The organism is Enterobacter cloacae complex sp. I3, from assembly GCF_014896175.1.
In the GTDB taxonomy this organism is placed as follows: Bacteria; Pseudomonadota; Gammaproteobacteria; order Enterobacterales; family Enterobacteriaceae; genus Enterobacter; species Enterobacter bugandensis.
Genome location: NZ_JADBQZ010000014.1, coordinates 36,639 through 56,491, shown reverse-complemented (window position 1 = coordinate 56,491; position 19,853 = coordinate 36,639). Strand labels below are relative to the sequence as shown.

At 56.2% G+C, this 19,853-nt stretch carries 19 protein-coding genes; 10 read left to right on the top strand and 9 right to left on the bottom strand.

What is annotated here, in order from left to right; translation table 11 throughout:
- Nucleotides 1-23: 23 nt before the first annotated feature.
- Genes gyrB through dnaA form a run of 4 tightly spaced genes read right to left on the bottom strand, consistent with a single transcriptional unit; the run spans nucleotide 24 to nucleotide 6,036 of the window.
- Nucleotides 24-2,435, bottom strand: a complete 2,412-nt coding sequence (gene gyrB, locus IM271_RS12605) for a DNA topoisomerase (ATP-hydrolyzing) subunit B (RefSeq protein WP_028014934.1) — start codon at nucleotides 2,433-2,435, stop codon at nucleotides 24-26.
- Nucleotides 2,436-2,463: 28 nt separating this feature from the next.
- Nucleotides 2,464-3,537 carry a DNA replication/repair protein RecF gene (gene recF, locus IM271_RS12600; RefSeq protein WP_193052668.1) on the bottom strand — a complete coding sequence of 358 codons (1,074 nt, stop codon included), beginning with the start codon at nucleotides 3,535-3,537 and terminating at the stop codon, nucleotides 2,464-2,466.
- Nucleotides 3,537-4,637 (bottom strand): DNA polymerase III subunit beta, encoded by a 1,101-nt coding sequence (gene dnaN, locus IM271_RS12595; protein WP_008500170.1) that lies wholly within the window; start codon nucleotides 4,635-4,637, stop codon nucleotides 3,537-3,539. The genes recF and dnaN overlap by 1 nt, the downstream gene beginning before the upstream one ends.
- Nucleotides 4,638-4,641: 4 nt before the next feature.
- Nucleotides 4,642-6,036 carry a chromosomal replication initiator protein DnaA gene (dnaA, locus tag IM271_RS12590; protein WP_032644944.1) on the bottom strand — a complete coding sequence of 465 codons (1,395 nt, stop codon included), beginning with the start codon at nucleotides 6,034-6,036 and terminating at the stop codon, nucleotides 4,642-4,644.
- 599 nt (nucleotides 6,037-6,635) lie between these two features.
- On the opposite strand from dnaA, the gene rpmH reads away from it, so the two are divergent.
- The 9 genes from rpmH (at nucleotide 6,636) to IM271_RS12545 (ending at nucleotide 14,155) form a co-directional block, all read left to right on the top strand.
- A complete protein-coding gene (rpmH, locus tag IM271_RS12585; RefSeq protein ID WP_000831330.1) occupies nucleotides 6,636-6,776 on the top strand; it encodes a 50S ribosomal protein L34 in 141 nt (46 codons plus the stop codon).
- A 16-nt stretch (nucleotides 6,777-6,792) separates the two neighbouring features.
- Entirely contained in the window at nucleotides 6,793-7,152 is a 360-nt protein-coding gene (rnpA, locus tag IM271_RS12580; RefSeq protein ID WP_014072458.1) for a ribonuclease P protein component, read from the top strand.
- Entirely contained in the window at nucleotides 7,116-7,373 is a 258-nt protein-coding gene (yidD, locus tag IM271_RS12575) for a membrane protein insertion efficiency factor YidD (RefSeq protein ID WP_001307474.1), read from the top strand. Before rnpA ends, yidD begins: the two co-directional genes overlap by 37 nt.
- A gap of 2 nt (nucleotides 7,374-7,375) precedes the next feature.
- A complete protein-coding gene (yidC, locus tag IM271_RS12570) occupies nucleotides 7,376-9,019 on the top strand; it encodes a membrane protein insertase YidC (RefSeq protein ID WP_028014931.1) in 1,644 nt (547 codons plus the stop codon).
- A gap of 72 nt (nucleotides 9,020-9,091) precedes the next feature.
- Nucleotides 9,092-10,456 carry a tRNA uridine-5-carboxymethylaminomethyl(34) synthesis GTPase MnmE gene (mnmE, locus tag IM271_RS12565; RefSeq protein WP_048961460.1) on the top strand — a complete coding sequence of 455 codons (1,365 nt, stop codon included), beginning with the start codon at nucleotides 9,092-9,094 and terminating at the stop codon, nucleotides 10,454-10,456.
- 111 nt (nucleotides 10,457-10,567) lie between these two features.
- A complete protein-coding gene (locus IM271_RS12560; protein WP_045260851.1) occupies nucleotides 10,568-11,743 on the top strand; it encodes an MFS transporter in 1,176 nt (391 codons plus the stop codon).
- Nucleotides 11,712-12,683, top strand: a complete 972-nt coding sequence (gene yidZ, locus IM271_RS12555; protein WP_048961462.1) for an HTH-type transcriptional regulator YidZ — start codon at nucleotides 11,712-11,714, stop codon at nucleotides 12,681-12,683. The genes IM271_RS12560 and yidZ overlap by 32 nt, the downstream gene beginning before the upstream one ends.
- Nucleotides 12,684-12,805: 122 nt before the next feature.
- Entirely contained in the window at nucleotides 12,806-13,552 is a 747-nt protein-coding gene (locus IM271_RS12550; RefSeq protein WP_192971860.1) for a 4'-phosphopantetheinyl transferase superfamily protein, read from the top strand.
- Nucleotides 13,553-13,588: 36 nt separating this feature from the next.
- On the top strand, nucleotides 13,589-14,155 hold the full coding sequence (locus IM271_RS12545) for an NADPH-dependent FMN reductase (protein ID WP_003861147.1): 567 nt from the start codon (nucleotides 13,589-13,591) through the stop codon (nucleotides 14,153-14,155).
- A 61-nt stretch (nucleotides 14,156-14,216) separates the two neighbouring features.
- Here the strand turns inward: IM271_RS12545 and adeP are convergent, their stop codons facing one another.
- Nucleotides 14,217-15,554, bottom strand: coding sequence for an adenine permease AdeP (gene adeP / locus IM271_RS12540; protein WP_192971869.1), 1,338 nt, complete (start codon nucleotides 15,552-15,554; stop codon nucleotides 14,217-14,219).
- A 165-nt stretch (nucleotides 15,555-15,719) separates the two neighbouring features.
- Between adeP and yieH the strand changes: the two genes are divergently transcribed.
- Nucleotides 15,720-16,385: a 6-phosphogluconate phosphatase gene (yieH, locus tag IM271_RS12535; protein WP_047366739.1), complete on the top strand. Its 666-nt coding sequence runs from the start codon at nucleotides 15,720-15,722 to the stop codon at nucleotides 16,383-16,385.
- Between the two features lie 44 nt (nucleotides 16,386-16,429).
- Here yieH and phoU read toward each other — a convergent pair whose 3' ends face one another.
- Genes phoU through pstC form a run of 4 tightly spaced genes read right to left on the bottom strand, consistent with a single transcriptional unit; the run spans nucleotide 16,430 to nucleotide 19,852 of the window.
- Nucleotides 16,430-17,155 carry a phosphate signaling complex protein PhoU gene (gene phoU, locus IM271_RS12530; RefSeq protein WP_003861153.1) on the bottom strand — a complete coding sequence of 242 codons (726 nt, stop codon included), beginning with the start codon at nucleotides 17,153-17,155 and terminating at the stop codon, nucleotides 16,430-16,432.
- A 26-nt stretch (nucleotides 17,156-17,181) separates the two neighbouring features.
- Nucleotides 17,182-17,955, bottom strand: a complete 774-nt coding sequence (gene pstB, locus IM271_RS12525) for a phosphate ABC transporter ATP-binding protein PstB (protein ID WP_010426574.1) — start codon at nucleotides 17,953-17,955, stop codon at nucleotides 17,182-17,184.
- Nucleotides 17,956-18,002: 47 nt separating this feature from the next.
- The gene (pstA, locus tag IM271_RS12520; RefSeq protein WP_014881893.1) at nucleotides 18,003-18,893 is read right to left on the bottom strand and encodes a phosphate ABC transporter permease PstA; all 891 of its coding nucleotides are present in this window, start codon (nucleotides 18,891-18,893) and stop codon (nucleotides 18,003-18,005) included.
- On the bottom strand, nucleotides 18,893-19,852 hold the full coding sequence (pstC, locus tag IM271_RS12515; RefSeq protein WP_028014924.1) for a phosphate ABC transporter permease PstC: 960 nt from the start codon (nucleotides 19,850-19,852) through the stop codon (nucleotides 18,893-18,895). Before pstC ends, pstA begins: the two co-directional genes overlap by 1 nt.
- Nucleotide 19,853: the final 1 nt, after the last annotated feature.

Sequence of the window (19,853 nt, the reverse complement as noted above, 5' to 3'; positions counted from 1 at the left end):
GTTTTCATGCGGGATAGAGACTGTTAAATATCGATATTCGCCGCTTTCAGTGCGTTCTCTTCAATGAACGCACGACGTGGTTCTACCGCATCGCCCATCAGGGTGGTGAACAGCTGATCCGCTGCAATCGCGTCTTTAACGGTGACGCGCAGCATGCGACGGCTTTCCGGATCCATGGTGGTTTCCCACAGCTGATCCGGGTTCATTTCGCCCAGACCTTTATAACGCTGGATAGACAGACCGCGACGGGATTCTTTCACCAGCCAGTCCAGCGCCTGCTCGAAGCTTGCTACCGGCTGACGACGCTCGCCACGTTCGATGAAGGCATCGTCTTCGATCAGGCCGCGCAGCTTCTCGCCGAGGGTGCAGATACGGCGGTATTCCGGGCCGGTCACGAATTCATGCTCCAGCGGGTAGTCGGTGTCGACGCCGTGAGTACGCACGCGAACAATCGGCTCAAACTGCTGTGCCGCATTCTGCTGAACGTCGAACTTCCACTGGCTGCCGTGCTGCTCTTTCTCGTTCAGCTCGCTCACCAGGGTATTCACCCAGCGGGTCACGGCCTGCTCGTTGCTCAGATCGGCTTCGGTCAGGGTTGGCTGATAGACCAGCTCCTTCAGCAGCGCTTTTGGATAGCGGCGTTCCATACGGCCAATCATTTTCTGCGTGGCGTTGAACTCGGAGACCAGACGCTCCAGCGGCTCGCCTGCCAGTGCCGGCGCGCTGGAGTTCGCGTGCAGGGTCGCGCCATCAAGGGCGATCGCGATTTGGTACTGATCCATCGCGTCGTCATCTTTAATGTACTGTTCCTGCTTGCCTTTCTTCACTTTGTACAGCGGCGGCTGGGCAATGTAGACGTGGCCACGCTCAACGATTTCAGGCATCTGACGATAGAAGAAGGTCAACAGCAGCGTACGGATGTGCGAGCCGTCGACGTCCGCATCGGTCATGATGATGATGCTGTGATAGCGCAGCTTGTCCGGGTTGTACTCGTCGCGGCCAATGCCGCAGCCGAGCGCGGTGATGAGCGTCGCCACTTCCTGAGAAGAGAGCATCTTGTCGAAGCGCGCTTTCTCAACGTTGAGGATTTTACCCTTCAGCGGCAGGATCGCCTGGTTCTTACGGTTACGGCCCTGCTTCGCAGAACCGCCCGCGGAGTCCCCTTCCACAAGGTACAGTTCAGACAGCGCCGGGTCACGTTCCTGACAGTCAGCCAGCTTGCCCGGCAGGCCTGCCAGGTCCAGTGCGCCTTTACGACGGGTCATTTCACGGGCTTTACGCGCCGCTTCACGGGCACGTGCCGCATCGATAATTTTGCCCACCACGATTTTCGCATCGTTCGGGTTTTCCAGCAGGTATTCGCTCAGCAGTTCGTTCATCTGCTGCTCAACCGCAGATTTCACCTCAGAAGAAACCAGCTTGTCTTTGGTCTGTGAGGAGAACTTCGGATCCGGCACCTTCACGGAGACCACGGCAATCAGGCCTTCACGGGCATCGTCACCGGTGGCGCTGACTTTCGCTTTTTTGCTGTAGCCTTCTTTGTCCATGTAGGCGTTCAGGGTACGGGTCATCGCCGCGCGGAAGCCCGCAAGGTGAGTACCGCCGTCGCGCTGTGGAATGTTGTTGGTGAAGCAGTAGATGTTTTCCTGGAAACCGTCGTTCCACTGCAGCGCCACTTCCACGCCAATACCGTCTTTTTCGGTGGAGAAATAGAAGATATTCGGGTGAATTGGCGTTTTGTTCTTGTTCAGATACTCAACAAACGCCTTGATACCGCCTTCGTAGTGGAAGTGGTCTTCTTTATTGTCGCGTTTGTCGCGCAGGCGAATAGAGACGCCGGAGTTCAGGAACGACAGTTCACGCAGGCGCTTCGCCAGGATGTCGTACTCGAATTCAGTGACGTTGGTGAAGGTTTCAAGGCTCGGCCAGAAACGCACCATGGTACCGGTTTTATCGGTATCACCGGTAACGGCCAGCGGGGCTTCAGGCACGCCGTGCTGATAGATCTGACGGTGAATTTTGCCTTCGCGCTGAATAACCAGCTCCAGCTTTTGCGACAGGGCGTTTACTACGGAAACGCCTACGCCGTGCAGGCCGCCGGAAACCTTATAGGAGTTATCATCGAACTTACCGCCTGCGTGCAGTACGGTCATGATCACTTCCGCAGCCGATACGCCCTCTTCCGGGTGAATACCGGTTGGGATGCCACGGCCGTCATCGGTAACGGAGACGGAGTTGTCCGCATGGATGGTGACCACGATGTCTTTACAGTGACCCGCGAGCGCTTCGTCGATAGCGTTATCTACCACCTCGAATACCATGTGGTGCAGACCGGTGCCGTCATCCGTGTCGCCGATATACATACCCGGGCGCTTACGCACCGCATCCAGCCCTTTCAGGACTTTGATACTGGAGGAGTCATAAGAATTCGACATCAACGTTTCTCGCTCATTTCAACTTGGGTTAATCCGTTATTTTACCCTTTTCCACGGTAAACATCTTCGAATTTTCGTCCGACATGTCCATAACGTGTTCAGCGCTAATGGCGCTGACGAAAACCTGCGACTGCGTGGCTTTTAAGCGGCTGGCAAGCAGCCCGCGCCGCGCGTCGTCAAGTTCCGAGGCAAAATCATCTATCAGGTACAGGCAGCGTCGTCCACTCTCGCGGGTGAGGAACTCCCCCTGCGCCAGGCGTAGCGCGCACATCAGGAGCTTGAGCTGCCCGCGCGACAGCGTGTCTTCCACCGGCGCACCGTCGGCACGAATGCGGAAATCCGCCTTGTGCGGGCCGTGCGCGGTGTAGGTCAACATCCGATCGCGCTCGAAGCTTCTCTCTAACACCTCGGCATAATCCGTCTCTTTCTCCCAGCCACGCTGGAAGGAGAAGGTGAGAGAGAACTCGGGTAAAAACTGTTTGCAGGTGTCGGCCATATCTTCGGCGATACCCGCGCTGTATTCGGCACGCCAGCGGCTTATCTGTTCCGCAAGGGGGATGAGTTCCATGTCCCACGGACGCAGCTGGGCGTAGCGCGTGACCTGGCGCAACGCGGCGTTACGCTGTTTAAGCAAACGCTTCAGGTTGCTCCAGGCGTTAAAGAAACCGGCTTCATTGTGAAAGCATCCCCAGTCAAGGAACGCTCTTCTGTATTTGGGGCCGCCGTTGAGTAAAGTAAACCCCTCGGGCGTAATCAGCTGCATTGGCATCAGCAACGCCAGCTCCGCCACCTTATGGCCGTCGGTGCTGTCGATACGCACCTTGCTATCGCCCTGCTTGTCTTTGGTCAGGCCGATGGCGGTTTCCCGCTCTGCGCCCTGCAAACGCCCGTGCAGAACAAAGGATTCCTGCTCGTGGCGAATGACGCGACCAATCTGCAAACTGCGAAACGCCCGGCCATGGCCGAGCGTATAGATGGCTTCCAGCACGCTGGTTTTGCCGCTGCCGTTCGCGCCAACCAGGAAGTTAAAGCCGGGGGATAAAGCGAGATCCGCGCTTTCGATATTGCGAAAGTCGCGGATCAACAGACGGGTGAGCGACATTACAGTCTCATTGGCATGACAACATAAGCCGCGCTTTGGCTGGCCGCATCTTCAATCTGTACGCTTGAAACGGAGTCGGTCAGCAGAATGCGCACATTCTCGCATTTCAGTGCATTGAGCACATCCAGCACGTAGCTGACGTTGAAGCCGATTTCCATCTCAGCCCCGGCGTAGGTGACGTCCAGAATCTCTTCTGCCTCTTCCTGCTCCGGGTTGTTGGCGGTGATTTTGATCTGGTTTTCACTCACGTACAGGCGCACGCCGCGGAATTTCTCGTTCGAGAGAATGGCCGCGCGGGCAAACGCCTGCTTGAGGCTATCGCAGCCCGCTTCCAGCGTTTTGTCCGGGTTCTTCGGCAATACGCGGCGATAATCCGGGAATCGGCCATCAACCAGCTTCGAAGTGAAGACAAAATCGCCCACGTGGGCACGGATATTATTGCTGCCAATCTGCACCCGCAGCGGCGTGTCACCGCCGTCGAGCATACGCATCAGTTCAATCACGCCTTTACGCGGCACGATCACCGAATGGTTCGGCAGCGAGTCGCCAATCGGCATGGAACAGACCGCCAGACGGTGGCCGTCGGTCGCCACGGTACGCAGCTCTTCACCTTCGGTTTCGAACAGCATGCCGTTTAAGTAGTAACGAACGTCCTGATGCGCCATGGAGAACTGCGTGGCTTCAATCAGACGCTTCATCGTCGCCTGCGGAAGAGTGAATTCTACTTCACTCTGCCAGTCGTCCAGGTTCGGGAAGTCCGCAGCGGGCAGCGTGGAGAGCGAGAAACGGCTGCGGCCAGAGCGCACCAGCATGCGGTCGCCCTCCAGCTGCACGGCGATTTCAGCGCCTTCAGGCAATCCGCGGCAAATATCAAAGAATTTACGTGCCGGAACCGTGGTCGCGCCCGCGTCGTGCGGCTGCGTCAACGTAACGCGCGCGATCATTTCCATTTCCAGATCTGTACCGGTCAGCGACAGCGTACCGTCGGCGACCTGAAGCAGCAGGTTTCCGAGAATAGGCAGCGTTGGGCGGCCGCCTAATGGGCCACTCACCTGTTGCAGCGGTTTTAATAAATGTTCACGTTCAACGGTAAATTTCATAGCGTCACGATGATAATGTTCTGATTAGATTGGAAAAATCTTCTTTTATGTCGTGGCTTTCTTCGCGTAACTGCTCAATCTTGCGACACGCGTGCAGCACGGTCGTATGGTCACGGCCACCAAACGCATCGCCGATTTCCGGCAGACTGTGGTTGGTTAACTCCTTTGCCAGCGCCATCGCCATCTGACGCGGACGCGCCACCGAGCGGGAACGACGTTTAGACAGTAAATCTGCCACTTTGATCTTGTAGTACTCAGCCACCGTCTTTTGAATATTGTCGATGGTGACCAGTTTTTCCTGCAATGCCAACAAATCGCGCAGCGCTTCACGCACAAAATCGATGGTGATCGCACGACCTGTGAAGTTGGCATTGGCGATAACGCGGTTCAGCGCCCCTTCCAGCTCACGCACGTTGGAGCGCAGGCGCTTGGCGATAAAGAACGCCACTTCACCCGGCAGGCGGATGTCGTTCTCATCGGCTTTCTTCATCAGGATCGCGACGCGGGTTTCCAGCTCCGGTGGCTCGATCGCCACGGTCAGGCCCCAGCCGAAGCGGGATTTCAGACGATCTTCAACGCCGTTGATCTCTTTAGGATAACGATCCGAGGTCAAAATGATCTGCTGATTACCTTCCAGCAGGGCGTTGAAGGTGTGGAAAAACTCTTCCTGCGATCGTTCTTTATTGGCAAAGAACTGGATGTCATCGATCAGCAGCGCGTCAACGGAACGGTAGTAGCGTTTAAACTCTTCGATCGCATTGTTTTGCAGGGCTTTTACCATGTCCTGAACGAAGCGCTCGGAGTGCATATACACCACTTTCGCATTCGGCTTACGCGCCATAATGCCGTTACCCACCGCGTGCAGCAGGTGGGTTTTACCGAGACCCGTGCCGCCATACAGGAACAGCGGGTTGTAAGCACCGCCGGGGTTATCGGCAACCTGACGGGCTGCCGCGCGCGCCAGCTGGTTCGACTTACCTTCAACGAAGTTATCGAACGTGTGTTTCACGTTAACGTTAGAGCGGTAGGTTGGCTCTGCGGGGGCAGGGACGTTATCCCAGCCCTGACGAGCAGGTGCAACGCGAGGCGCCGGAGCCGGAACAGCCTGAGCGGGCGCAGCCACATTCACGGTTTCACGTACGGTTTGGGTGACCGGCTTTGTGCCCACTTCAAAACGCAGCTGTGGGACATCTGACCCGCAAAAATCGTTCAGCAGGCCATTGATGTTATTAAGATACTTGTCTCTTACCCAATCGAGCACAAAACGGTTTGGCGCATACAAAGCCAGCGTGTTATCGCTCAGCTCCGCCTGCAACGGGCGGATCCACATACTGAATTCTGTGGCTGGTAACTCATCCTGCAATCGGGCAAGACACTGCTGCCAAAGCGAAAGTGACACGGCGGACTCCACTCGAACAATAAAAGAAAACTATTGAATATTCATGATTGTTGGCGCACATCGACATGACCCTGTGTAAAGGGGGACGTGCGAATTGCTATCTGCAATTTATCCTGACCAGGATCCTGGGATCCCGATCGGGACCGCGGATCATAGCGTAAACTGAGCCAGAGATCTTCTGTTTCTCACAGATTCTTCCCGATTTATCCACAGGAAGATCCGAAACCGGGTAAGTGTAAACGATCCTGGCGCGAGTGCCCCGCGATTTAGCCCGCATATTGGAAAATTTAATGAGCAGCGACAATTTATTGCTTAAATGATCTAACGAAGATCCGGGACGATCCTTGCGCTTTGTTGGCGAGGCCGTATAATCCTCGACCCGGCGCGTGATGCTCATCTTCCTGCGTCGTCCGTTGCTCATTTTCCACGCGAAATCGTGCGGAAATACGCGGGAAATAAGGAAAGAGAATTGACTCCGGAGTGTACAATTATTACAATCCGGCCTCTTTAATCACCCACGGCTTCGGCGTCCGTCATTCGAAACTCGGTCGGGCATCCGCAAAAGTCATGAATTTTTTCAAGTTTAGGTAGAAATCGCCATGAAACGCACTTTTCAACCGTCTGTACTGAAGCGCAACCGTTCTCACGGCTTCCGTGCTCGTATGGCTACTAAAAATGGTCGTCAGGTTCTGGCACGTCGTCGTGCTAAAGGCCGCGCTCGTCTGACCGTTTCCAAGTAATAAAGCTAACCCCTGAGTGGTTAAGCTAGCATTTCCCAGGGAGTTACGTTTGTTAACTCCCACTCATTTCACTTTCGTCTTCCAGCAGCCACAACGGGCTGGCACGCCGCAAATCACCATCCTCGGCCGCCAAAATTCGCTGGGGCATCCCCGCATCGGTCTCACAGTCGCTAAGAAAAACGTTAAGCGTGCGCATGAACGCAACCGGATTAAACGTCTGACGCGTGAAAGCTTCCGTTTACGTCAGCACGAACTGCCTTCTATGGATTTCGTGGTGGTGGCTAAAAAGGGGGTTGCCGACCTCGATAACCGTGCTCTCTCGGAAGCGTTGGAAAAATTATGGCGCCGCCACTGTCGCCTGGCTCACGGGTCCTGATAGCCCTCATTCGGGTCTATCAACGCCTGATTAGTCCGCTACTCGGGCCGCACTGCCGTTTCACACCAACATGCTCAAGCTACGGAATTGAGGCATTGCGCAGGTTTGGAGTGATAAAAGGCAGTTGGTTGACGGTGAAACGCGTATTAAAATGCCACCCTTTACACCCCGGTGGAGACGACCCCGTCCCCCCAGGACCTTTTGATACCAGAGAACACTAACGATGGATTCGCAACGCAATCTTCTTATCATCGCTTTGTTGTTCGTGTCTTTCATGATCTGGCAGGCATGGGAGCAGGATAAAAATCCTCAACCCCAGCAGCAGACCACGCAGACCACGACCACCGCAGCGGGTAGCGCCGCCGACCAGGGCGTACCGGCCAGTGGCCAGGGGAAACAGATTACGGTTAAGACCGATGTGCTTGAGCTGACTATCAACACCCGTGGTGGTGATGTTGAGCAGGCGCTGCTGTTGACCTACCCGAAAGAGCTGAAGTCTAACGAACCGTTCCAGTTACTGGAAACCACACCGGAGTTCCTGTATCAGGCGCAGAGCGGCCTGACCGGTCGTGATGGCCCGGATAACCCGGCTAACGGTGCGCGTCCACTGTATAACGTCGAGAACGACACCTTTGTACTGGCTGATGGCCAGAACGAACTCGTTATCCCGATGACCTACACCGACGCGGCAGGCAACACCTTCACCAAAACCTTCACCCTGAAACGCGGTGAGTATGCGGTGAACGTGGGCTACAGCGTACAGAACGCCGGTGCGAAACCGCTGGAACTGTCTACCTTCGGTCAGCTGAAGCAGTCCATCAATCTGCCGTCACACCGTGACACCGGAAGCAGCAACTTTGCGCTGCATACCTTCCGGGGCGCGGCGTACTCCACGCCTGATGCGAAGTACGAGAAATACAAATTCGACACCATTGCCGATAACGAAAACCTGAACGTCAGCTCCAAAGGCGGTTGGGTCGCAATGCTGCAGCAGTATTTCGCGACCGCGTGGATCCCGAATAACGACGGTACGAATAACTTCTACACCGCGAACCTGGGCAACGGTATTGCAGCCATCGGCTACAAATCACAGCCTGTTCTGGTTCAGCCGGGTCAAACCGGTAAGCTGGCAAGCACCCTGTGGGTCGGCCCGGAAATCCAGGACAAAATGGCTGCCGTCGCGCCGCACCTGGATCTGACCGTTGATTACGGCTGGTTGTGGTTCATCTCGCAGCCGCTGTTTAAGCTGCTGAAGTTCATCCACAGCTTCCTGGGTAACTGGGGCTTCTCCATCATCGTTATCACCTTCATCGTGCGTGGCATCATGTACCCGCTGACCAAAGCGCAGTACACCTCCATGGCGAAGATGCGCATGCTGCAGCCGAAGATTCAGGCGATGCGTGAGCGTCTGGGTGATGATAAACAGCGTCAGAGCCAGGAGATGATGGCCCTGTATAAGGCAGAGAAAGTGAACCCACTGGGTGGTTGCTTCCCGCTGCTGATTCAGATGCCAATCTTCCTTGCGCTTTACTACATGCTGATGGGTTCCGTTGAGCTGCGCCACGCGCCGTTCGCGCTGTGGATCCATGACCTGTCCGCACAGGACCCGTACTACATCCTGCCGATCCTGATGGGCGTGACGATGTTCTTCATCCAGAAGATGTCGCCGACCACCGTGACCGACCCGATGCAGCAGAAGATCATGACCTTTATGCCGGTCATCTTCACCGTGTTCTTCCTGTGGTTCCCGTCAGGTCTGGTGCTGTACTATATCGTCAGCAACCTGGTGACCATCATCCAGCAGCAGCTGATTTACCGTGGTCTGGAAAAACGTGGCCTGCATAGCCGCGAAAAGAAAAAGTCCTGATTCGGTAAGATAACGCTAAAATAAGGGCGGTCGATTGACCGCCTTTTTTATTTGTATTGAACGAGAGCAACCATGAGCCATAACGACACTATCGTCGCCCAGGCAACCCCACCGGGACGCGGTGGTGTAGGCATTCTGCGCATCTCCGGCCTGAAGGCGCGCGAGGTGGCAGAAGCGGTGCTGGGTAAATTGCCAAAGCCGCGCTACGCTGATTACCTGCCGTTTAAAGATGCCGACGGCACGCCGCTGGACCAGGGCATTGCGCTGTGGTTCCCCGGCCCGAACTCCTTTACCGGCGAAGACGTGCTGGAACTTCAGGGCCACGGCGGCCCGGTTATCCTCGACCTGCTGTTAAAACGTATTCTGACCCTGCCGGGCCTGCGCATTGCGAAGCCGGGCGAATTCTCCGAGCGTGCCTTCCTGAACGACAAGCTCGACCTGGCACAGGCCGAGGCGATTGCAGACCTGATCGACGCCAGCTCTGAACAGGCGGCCCGCTCCGCCCTGAACTCGCTGCAGGGCGCGTTTTCCGCACGTGTGAATCACCTTGTGGAAGCACTTACTCACCTGCGAATCTATGTCGAAGCAGCTATCGACTTCCCGGATGAGGAGATCGACTTCCTCTCTGACGGCAAAATCGAAGCCCAGCTAAACCAGGTGATGAACGATCTGGATGCCGTCCGCGCCGAAGCGCGTCAGGGCAGCCTGCTGCGTGAAGGGATGAAGGTCGTCATTGCTGGTCGCCCTAACGCCGGAAAATCGAGCCTGCTGAACGCCCTGGCGGGCCGTGAAGCGGCGATCGTCACCGACATAGCCGGGACCACCCGCGACGTGCTGCGCGAGCACATCCACATCGACGGGATGCCGCTGCACATTATCGACACCGCGGGCCTGCGTGATGCCAGCGACGAGGTTGAGCGCATCGGTATCGAGCGCGCCTGGCAGGAAATCGAGCAGGCCGACCGCGTGCTGTTTATGGTGGACGGCACCACGACCGACGCCGTTGACCCGGCGGAGATCTGGCCAGACTTTATCGCCCGTCTGCCGGCCAAACTGCCGATCACCGTAGTGCGCAACAAGGCAGACGTGACCGGCGAAACGCTGGGCATCAGCGATGTGAATGGTCACTCACTTATTCGCCTGTCGGCGCGGACCGGTGAAGGCGTGGACGACCTGCGTAATCATCTCAAGCAGAGCATGGGCTTTGATACCAGCATGGAAGGCGGCTTCCTGGCGCGTCGCCGTCACCTGCAGGCGCTGGAAGAGGCGGCACGCCATCTTGACCAGGGCAAAGCGCAGCTGATTGGTGCGTGGGCGGGTGAACTGCTGGCGGAAGAGCTGCGTCTGGCGCAGCAGAATCTGAGCGAGATCACCGGAGAGTTTACGTCGGACGATCTGCTGGGACGGATCTTTTCGAGCTTCTGTATTGGTAAGTAATTCCCGCTAATCAATGGTGATTTCCTCCTGGGAAATCACCATTGTCCAAATGGCAACTCGCTTTAACCCTTTTCACCCCCTATTCTGCATGCCTGCATTTATGGGGGGTTTATGGCGCGTTTTCTGTTTTGTAGTTTCGCATTAGTTCTGCTTTATCCGTCGGGTATTGATATGTATCTGGTGGGATTACCGCACATCGCCCGCGATCTGGGTGCCAGCGAAGCGCAGCTGCATATCGCGTTTTCGGCCTACCTCGCAGGAATGGCGTCGTCGATGGTCTTTGCCGGGAAGATCGCGGATAAGGCTGGCCGTCAGCCCGTCGCAATAACCGGAGCCATCATCTTTGCCCTGGCCTCTCTTCTCTGCTCACAGGCACAGAACAGCACCTTGTTCCTGGCAGGACGTTTCATCCAGGGCATTGGTGCCGGCGGCTGTTACGTGGTGGCGTTTGCTATTTTGCGCGACACCTTAAGCGCCCAGCGCCGTGCTAAAGTGCTCTCCATGCTGAACGGGATAACCTGCATCATTCCGGTCCTGGCACCGGTTGTAGGCTATCTGATCATGCTGAAATTCCCGTGGCAGAGCCTGTTCTGGACCATGGCTGCCATGGGCGCCCTGGTCTTTGTGCTGTCGATCGCCGTACTGAAAGAGACCCATCCGGGCTCGCAGAATCCCAGCCATACCGCGACCATTCATCCGGCAGAGAAACTTCTCAATCGCTTTTTCCTCAGCCGTCTGGCCGTAACCACGTTAAGCGTGGCGGTGATCCTGACGTATGTAAACGTTTCCCCGGTGTTGCTGATGGAGACCATGGGTTTCGATCGCGGTGAGTATTCAACGGTGATGGCATTAACCGCCATGGTCAGTATGGCCGTCTCATTTTCTACCCCCTTCGCGCTGAATATCTTCCGCCAGCGCACGCTGATGCTGACCTCGCAGGTACTGTTTCTCGCCGCAGGTGTGGTTCTGGCAACCACCAGCTCTCATGCGCTGATGCTGGTGGGCATTACGCTCATCTGTGCCGGGTTCTCGGTTGGCTTTGGCGTGGCGATGAGTCAGGCGCTCGGCCCGTTCTCGCTGCGGGCAGGCGTGGCAAGCTCGGTGCTGGGGATTGCGCAGGTCTGCGGTTCGTCTCTGTGGATATGGCTGGCGGCAGTCATCGGACTTAACGCGCTCAATATGCTGATCGGGATTCTGATTGGCTGTAGCATAGTCTGCATCACCTTACTTATGGTCATCCAGCCCGCGGCACAGTATGAAGAAGCCCATCAGCAGTCTCGATCTTAACCTGTTGCTTTGCCTGCAGCTTTTGCTGCAGGAGCGCAGCGTCACCAAAGCCGCGAAGCGGATGAACGTGACGCCGTCGGCAGTGAGTAAATCGCTGGCCAGGCTGCGCGACTGGTTTGACGACCCGCTGTTTGTCAAAACGCCGTTAGGGCTGCTGCCTACGCCGCTGACGGTCAGCCTGGAGCAGGATTTGGCCGACTGGATGCAGATCGGCAACCAGATCCTCGATAAATCTCACCATGATTCGCCTGGCGGGCTGACGTTTGTGCTGGCCGCCGAAACGCCGCTGATGCTCATCCGCTTTAACGCCCTGCTTGAGCTGGTGAACCAGCGTTATCCGCAGGCGACGGTGAAGATGCGTCACTGGGATTACGACTCGCTGGACGCCATTACGCGCGGGGAAGTGGACGTTGGCTTCACCGGTCGCGAAACCCACCCGCGCTCGCGTGAACTGCTGAAGCTGATGCCGTGGTTTATCGACTACGAAATCCTGTTTAGCGACCGTCCATACGTCTATTTGCGTGAGGACCACCCCGCTCTGCAGGAGGAGTGGAATCTGGAGACCTTCCTGCGCTATCCCCATATCAGTATCTTCTGGGAACGGAGCGACACCTGGGCGCTGGATGAGGTGCTAAAAGAGATGGGGCGGGAGAGAAACATTGCCATGTGTTTGCCGGGCTTTGAGCAGTCGATGTTTATGGCGGCGCAGCCCGGTCATAACTATATCGCCACGGCTCCCCACTACTGTCGCCACTACAATGAACTCCACCAGCGGAAGCTGATCGCGCTTCCTATTCCCATTGACGAAGCGCAGGCTGAAAAGCTGACCGTTCCCTTCACGCTGATCTGGCATAAACGGAACAGCCATAATCCGAAAATCCTCTGGCTGCGGGAGACCATCAAGGCGTTGTACGGTGGCAGCGATCCAATTTTTGCCTAAGAAAATGTAAAGTTCGGCCTTCAGGCTTCTCTTACTCCGATTTACTGATTAAAACAGGAGTCAAGTTAAGCGATAATCATGTAACCGTTTAACCGATTACGACCATTATCAAGGAGCGAAAAATGGCAACGCACTTTGCAAGAGGGATACTTACAGAAGGACGTCTCGTATCGGCCAGACTCTCTTCAGCCTGTCACAGTGAGGCGCTCAAACTCCCCGAACACCGCAGGACGCGGTTTTTAGCCTCGAGAGCACTTCTCGCAGAACTGCTGTTTATGCTGTACGGCACCAGCGAACTGCCGGAGATCGTCACGCAACCAGAAGGCCGCCCGGTCTTTGCTGACCCGGAACTCCCCCGTTTTTCCATTGCCTATACGGGCAATATCATTGGCGTGGCGCTGACCACCGAAGGGGATTGCGGGCTGGATATGGAGCTTCAGCGTGCGACGCGGAGCTTCCACGGCGCAAGCCCGCACGATGACTACCCGCTCTCCAGTAATGAGAAGCTGTGGGTACGCAACCAGAACGACTCCGTCGAGGCCAGAGCCCAGCTCATCACCCTGCGCCAGAGTATTCGCAAGCTCTGCGGATGCGCTTCAGACGACGCCAGTCTGTTGCAATTGTTGCCTGGCTCCGGACGCCTGCGTGCCGCTAAAGCCACGCTTGTAGAGGCGCTCAGCGATGCAGAAGATGTGTTGATATGGTCTGTTGCAGTTAGCCCAGCCATCGAACGGCTAAAGATTTGGGAATTTGACAGTAAAGAGGGATGGAATAGCCTTCCGGATGTGCCCGAGCGCGCCAACGAGCCCGCCGCACGCCTGATGCGTTTAACCAGTTTACCGGCAGAAAAAGCATTTACCCATAGCTGATCCAATCAGGGTCATCATGATGAAACAGGAGTAATCATGTCTGATACGTTGAAAGTAGTTACGTTACTGGGAAGCCTGCGCAAAGGTTCATTTAACGGAATGGTTGCCCGCACGCTGCCGCAGTTGGCCCCGGCAGGTATGGAAATTAGCGCCCTGCCATCTATTGGCGATATCCCGCTGTATGATGCAGATGTCCAGCAGGAAGAGGGGTTCCCGCAGAGCGTGGAGGCGATAGCCGAGCAGATCCGCCAGGCCGACGGTGTGGTCATTGTCACGCCGGAGTATAACTACTCGGTTCCGGGTGGCCTGAAGAACGCGATTGACTGGTTATCCCGTTTACCGGAGCAGCCGCTGTCTGGCAAACCGGTGCTGATCCAGACCAGCTCAATGGGCGCGATTGGTGGCGCACGCTGCCAGTATCACCTGCGTCAGATCCTGGTGTTCCTGGATGCGATGGTGATGAACAAGCCGGAATTTATGGGCGGTGTGATTCAAAACAAGGTTGACCCGCAGACGGGTGAAGTGGTGGATCAGAGCACGCGTGACCATCTCTCTGGCCAGCTGACCGCGTTTGGGGATTATATTAAGCGGGTGAAGGCGTAAGCCGGAGCGGCCTGATGCCCTCACCCTGGCCCTCTCCCACGTGGAGAGGGAACAAACCTGTTTATTTCGCGTCAATAAACACAATCTTCAACACAAACAGCACCGCAACGATAATCACGCACGGGCTGAGTTCGCGGAAGCGGCCGGTACCGATCTTCATCACACAGTAAGAGATAAAGCCCAGCGCGATACCTTCGGTGATCGAGAAGCTGAACGGCATCATCACGGCAGTAATAAAGGCCGGCACCGCTTCGGTTAAATCTTCCCACTTCACGCGCGCCAGGCTCGAGGTCATCAGCACGCCCACGTAAATCAGCGCGCCGGCAGCCGCATACGGTGGAACCATACCCGCCAGCGGAGAGAGGAAGATCACCAGCAGGAACAGGATACCCACCACCACCGCCGTCAGGCCGGTACGGCCACCCACGGACACGCCGGAAGAGGATTCAATGTAAGCGGTAACAGATGAGGTGCCAATGAAAGAACCCGCCACGGAAGAGATGCTGTCCACATACAGCGCCTGCTTCATGCGCGGGAATTTGCCTTTCTCGTCAGCCAGACCCGCTTTGTCCGTCACGCCAATCAGCGTACCGGAGGAGTCAAACAGGTTGACCAGCATGAAGGAGAAGATCACGCCCGCCAGGCCCAGGTTCAGGGAACCCGCCAGGTCAACGTGACCAATCACGGTAGAGACGCTCGGCGGCGCAGAGACAATACCGCTGTAATGCACGTCACCCAGCATCCAGCCCAGCAGCGTGGTCACGATGATAGAGACCAGCACCGCAGCGTGGATGTTGCGCGACGCCAGGATCGCGATGATGAAGAAGCCCAGCACGCCCAGCAGCACGCTGTGCGAGGTCAGGTTACCGATGCTCACCAGCGTTTCCGGGTTCGCCACGATCACACCGGCGTTTTTCAGCCCCATCATGCCGATGAACAGACCGATACCGCTGGTGATACCCACGCGCAGGCTCACCGGGATATTGGCAATCATCCAGTAGCGGACGCGGAAGATGGTCAGCAGCAGCAGGCCGACCGCACCCCAGAAGATAGCGCCCATACCAACCTGCCACGGCAGGCCCATCGCCTGAACCACCACGAACGCGAAGAACGCATTCAGGCCCATAGCGGGTGCCAGCGCCACGGGCAGGTTAGCGAAAACGCCCATCAGGATGCTGCCAAGGGCCGCGATCAGACAGGTGGTAACAAAGACGGCGCTGGTGTCCATGCCAGCGACGCCCAGAATTTGCGGGTTCACAAAAACGATATAGACCATCGTCAGGAAGGTGGTGAAACCGGCGATCACTTCGGTGCGTGCCGTTGTGCCGTGCTCGCGCAGTTTGAATACGCGCTCAAGCAGACCCTGACCAGATGTCTGGGTTGTGTGTTGTTGACTCATCATCAATTTCCGAACAAGGAGGGAAAATTCGTCGCTATCCTATACCAAAATGCGACAATAGTGGCGGTTACGAGATACTTTTTTCATTGATTATGCTTATACGGCAACGATTGCGTCTCGTAAATCTGTCGTACGTAAACGTTAAACTTGTTAAAAGGGAAGGGCATGTCCGGAATTGAAGCGGTATTTTTCGACTGTGACGGTACGCTGGTCGACAGTGAGGTCATTTGTTCCCGCGCGTATGTCGCCATGTTCCAGGAATTTGGCATTACGCTCGATCTCGAAGAGGTGTTCAAACGCTTTAAGGGCGTGAAGCTGTACGAGATCATCGACATCATTAACGAAGAGCACGGGGTGGATCTGGCGAAAGCGGAGCTGGAACCAGTGTACCGCGCCGAGGTCGCACGCCTCTTCGACTCAGAACTGGACGTTATTGCCGGGGCTAACGCGCTGCTGGATGCGATGACGGTGCCAATCTGCGTAGTTTCCAACGGTCCGGTCAGCAAAATGCAGCATTCACTGGGCAAGCTTGAAATGCTGCACCACTTTCCGGAAAAACTGTTCAGCGGCTACGATATTCAGCGCTGGAAGCCCGATCCGGCCCTGATGTTCCACGCGGCGAAAGCGATGAACGTCAACGTGGAGAACTGCATTCTGGTGGATGACTCGCCTGCGGGTGCCCAGTCGGGGATTGATGCAGGGATGGAGGTTTTTTACTTCTGTGCCGATCCGCACAACAAGCCGATCGATCATCCAAAAGTGACGACCTTTACCGATCTGGCGCAATTGCCAGAGTTGTGGAAGGCACGCGGGTGGGATATTACGCGTTAAGCTAACGTAGGGCGGGTAAGCGCCAGCGCCACCCGCCACAACCATCACTCTTTCGGATCTTTACCCGCCAGCAGCTTGTCCAGCTCGTCGCCGCCCACGTGACGGAAGTCCTGTCCCTTCACGAAGTAGAAAATATATTCGCAAATGTTCTGGCAGCGGTCGCCGATACGCTCGATTGAGCGCGCGCAGAACAGGGCCGTCAGCACGCTTGGGATGGTACGGGAATCTTCCATCATGTAGGTCATCAGCTGACGCACAATGCCTTCATACTCCTGGTCGACTTTCTTGTCTTCACGGTAGATACGCACCGCTTCGTCCAGATCCATACGCGCAAAGGCATCCAGCACGTCGTGCAGCATCTGCACAGTGTGGCGGCCCAGCGACTCCAGGCTCACCAGCAGCGGCTGATGCTGCTGGGAAAACTTCTCCAGCGCGGTGCGGCAGATTTTATCCGCCACGTCACCAATACGTTCCAGCTCGGCGATGGTTTTAATGATCGCCATTACCAGACGCAGGTCGCTCGCGGTCGGCTGACGCTTGGCGATAATACGCACGCAGGCTTCATCGATCGCCACTTCCATCATGTTGACGTTATGGTCGCCTTCGATGACGCGCTTCGCCAGCTCGCTGTCCTGGTTATGCATTGCCGTAATCGCATCAGAAAGCTGCTGCTCGACCATGCCACCCATGGTCATCACCTGCGTGCGAATACTTTCCAGCTCTGCGTTGAACTGGCCTGAAATGTGTTTATTAAGATTGAGGTTGTCCATGGTTTCTCCACATGCACTAAGGCAAATCAACCGTAGCGGCCAGTAATATAATCTTCGGTTTGTTTCTTCGCGGGCCGGGTGAACAGCGCGTCCGTATCGCTGAACTCAATCAACTCGCCCAGGTACATAAACGCCGTGTGATCTGAGCAACGCGCAGCCTGCTGCATGTTGTGGGTCACGATAACCACGGTGTAATCCTGCTTCAGCTCGGTGATCAGCTCTTCAATACGGCCGGTTGAGATCGGGTCCAGCGCTGAACATGGTTCATCCAGCAGCAAGACTTCCGGGCGAATGGCGATACCGCGCGCAATGCACAGACGCTGCTGTTGACCACCGGAGAGAGAGTACCCGCTCTGATGAAGTTTATCTTTGGTTTCGTTCCATAATGCGGCCTTGGTCAATGCCCACTGCACGCGCTCGTCCATGTCCGCACGGGAGAGCTTCTCAAACAGGCGAACGCCAAACGCGATGTTGTCATAGATGGACATCGGGAACGGCGTCGGTTTCTGGAACACCATCCCCACTTTAGCGCGCAGCAGGGCGATATCCTGGGCCTGGGTCAGAATGTTTTCGCCATCCAGGATAATTTCACCTTCAGCGCGCTGCTCCGGATAGAGCGAATACATTTTGTTAAAGGTACGCAGCAGCGTGGACTTGCCACAGCCAGACGGACCGATGAATGCCGTGACCTGGTTCTTCGCGATATCCAGGTTGATGTTCTTCAGGGCATGGAATTTGCCGTAGTAGAAGTTCAAATCACGAACCTGAATCTTACCCGGGGCAGTATCAACCATACTCATTGACTCATTTCCTCATTCGGCGCCGCGAGCTGCCGCGCCGTAAAAAATTAACCGTGTTTCTTCTTCGCGAAAATGACGCGCGCCAGAATGTTCAGCAACAGTACGCAAAGGGTGATGATCAGCACCCCGGCCCAGGCCAGCTGCTGCCATTCCGCGAATGGGCTCATCGCAAATTTAAAGATCGTCACCGGCAGGTTGGCGATCGGCTGCATCATGTCCGTGCTCCAGAACTGGTTGGAGAGGGCAGTAAACAGCAGCGGTGCCGTTTCACCAGCAATACGGGCGATAGCCAGCAGGATGCCGGTCATGATCCCGGAGACCGACGCTTTGAGGGTGATCGCAGAAATCATTTTCCATTTCGGCGTACCCAGCGCGTAAGCTGCTTCACGCAGGCTATCCGGCACCAGTTTCAGCATGTTTTCGGTGGTACGAATGACGATAGGCACCTGCAGCAGCGCCAGCGCAATTACGCCCGCCCAGCCGGAGAAGTGTTCCATTTGCGCGACTACAATGGTGTAAACAAACAGGCCCACGACAATCGACGGAGCGGAAAGCAGGATGTCGTTAATGAAGCGAATCACCTCTGCCAGCCAGGATTTACGCCCGTACTCGGCCAGGTAGATGCCGGCCATGATGCCCAGCGGCGTACCGAAAACGGTCGCCCACAGGATCAGCAGGCCGCTGCCCGCCAGGGCGTTCGCCAGACCACCACCCGCCGTATTTGGCGGCGGCGTCATCTCGGTGAACAGCGCCAGAGACATTCCATCAATACCACGGGTGATGGTGGACATCAGGATCCAGATCAGCCAGAACAGGCCGAATGCCATCGTTGCCATGGAAAGCGTCAGCGCAATGCGGTTTTTAAAACGACGCTTCGCCTGCATTTTGCGGCGAGATTCGGCAAGCTGGGCGGTGCTTTGCATTTCGAGAGTTGCCATCAGCGTGCCCCCTCATTTTTCGCGAGACGCAGGATCATCAGCTTGGAAATCGCCAGAACAATGAAGGTGATAACGAACAGAATCAGCCCCAGTTCCATCAGCGCTGCGACGTGAAGCCCGGATTCCGCTTCGGCAAATTCGTTTGCCAGCGCGGAGGTAATACTGTTACCCGGCATATAGAGTGAAGCGCTGTCGAGCTGGTAGGTGTTACCGATGATAAAGGTGACCGCCATAGTTTCACCCAGCGCGCGACCTAAGCCCAGCATTACGCCGCCGATCACCCCATTTTTGGTGAACGGAAGGACTATGCGCCAGATAACTTCCCAGGTGGTACAGCCGATGCCGTAGGCCGACTCTTTCATCATCACCGGGGTTTGTTCGAAGACATCGCGCATTACCGCCGCAATGTACGGAATAATCATGATGGCGAGGATCACACCTGCCGCCAGAATACCGATACCGAATGCCGGGCCAGAGAACAGGGCTCCCACAAACGGAACGGCGGAGAGAACATTACCTACCGGCTCCTGGAAGTACGTGGCAAACAGCGGCGCAAAGATAAACAGGCCCCACATGCCGTATACGATACTTGGGATGGCCGCCAGCAGTTCGATGGCAATACCCAGCGGGCGACGCAGCCAGCCCGGCGCCAGTTCCGTCAGGAACAGCGCAATACCGAAGCTTACCGGAACCGCAATCAGCAGGGCGATGAACGAGGTCACCAGCGTGCCGTAAATCGGCACCAGCGCACCGTAGATATCGTTCGGCGCGTCCCACTCTTTGGTCCACAGGAAGGAGAAACCGAATTTCTGAATGCTCGGCCAGGAGGAGAAAATCAGAGACACGATAATGCCGCCCAGCAGCAATAGCACAATCAGCGCAGCCAGTTTGACCAGCGCGCCGAAAATCATGTCACCTTTTTTACCCGGAGGGTTAAATGCAGGCTTGGTTGCAGCCATA

Coding starts and splice junctions, on each gene's coding strand:
- gyrB (WP_028014934.1), bottom strand. CDS start 2,435: ATGTCGAATTCTTATGACTCCTCCAGTATCAAAGTCCTGAAAGGGCTG.
- recF (WP_193052668.1), bottom strand. CDS start 3,537: ATGTCGCTCACCCGTCTGTTGATCCGCGACTTTCGCAATATCGAAAGC.
- dnaN (WP_008500170.1), bottom strand. CDS start 4,637: ATGAAATTTACCGTTGAACGTGAACATTTATTAAAACCGCTGCAACAG.
- rpmH (WP_000831330.1), top strand. CDS start 6,636: ATGAAACGCACTTTTCAACCGTCTGTACTGAAGCGCAACCGTTCTCAC.
- yidD (WP_001307474.1), top strand. CDS start 7,116: ATGGCGCCGCCACTGTCGCCTGGCTCACGGGTCCTGATAGCCCTCATT.
- yidC (WP_028014931.1), top strand. CDS start 7,376: ATGGATTCGCAACGCAATCTTCTTATCATCGCTTTGTTGTTCGTGTCT.
- mnmE (WP_048961460.1), top strand. CDS start 9,092: ATGAGCCATAACGACACTATCGTCGCCCAGGCAACCCCACCGGGACGC.
- IM271_RS12560 (WP_045260851.1), top strand. CDS start 10,568: ATGGCGCGTTTTCTGTTTTGTAGTTTCGCATTAGTTCTGCTTTATCCG.
- yidZ (WP_048961462.1), top strand. CDS start 11,712: ATGAAGAAGCCCATCAGCAGTCTCGATCTTAACCTGTTGCTTTGCCTG.
- IM271_RS12550 (WP_192971860.1), top strand. CDS start 12,806: ATGGCAACGCACTTTGCAAGAGGGATACTTACAGAAGGACGTCTCGTA.
- IM271_RS12545 (WP_003861147.1), top strand. CDS start 13,589: ATGTCTGATACGTTGAAAGTAGTTACGTTACTGGGAAGCCTGCGCAAA.
- adeP (WP_192971869.1), bottom strand. CDS start 15,554: ATGAGTCAACAACACACAACCCAGACATCTGGTCAGGGTCTGCTTGAG.
- yieH (WP_047366739.1), top strand. CDS start 15,720: ATGTCCGGAATTGAAGCGGTATTTTTCGACTGTGACGGTACGCTGGTC.
- phoU (WP_003861153.1), bottom strand. CDS start 17,155: ATGGACAACCTCAATCTTAATAAACACATTTCAGGCCAGTTCAACGCA.
- pstB (WP_010426574.1), bottom strand. CDS start 17,955: ATGAGTATGGTTGATACTGCCCCGGGTAAGATTCAGGTTCGTGATTTG.
- pstA (WP_014881893.1), bottom strand. CDS start 18,893: ATGGCAACTCTCGAAATGCAAAGCACCGCCCAGCTTGCCGAATCTCGC.
- pstC (WP_028014924.1), bottom strand. CDS start 19,852: ATGGCTGCAACCAAGCCTGCATTTAACCCTCCGGGTAAAAAAGGTGAC.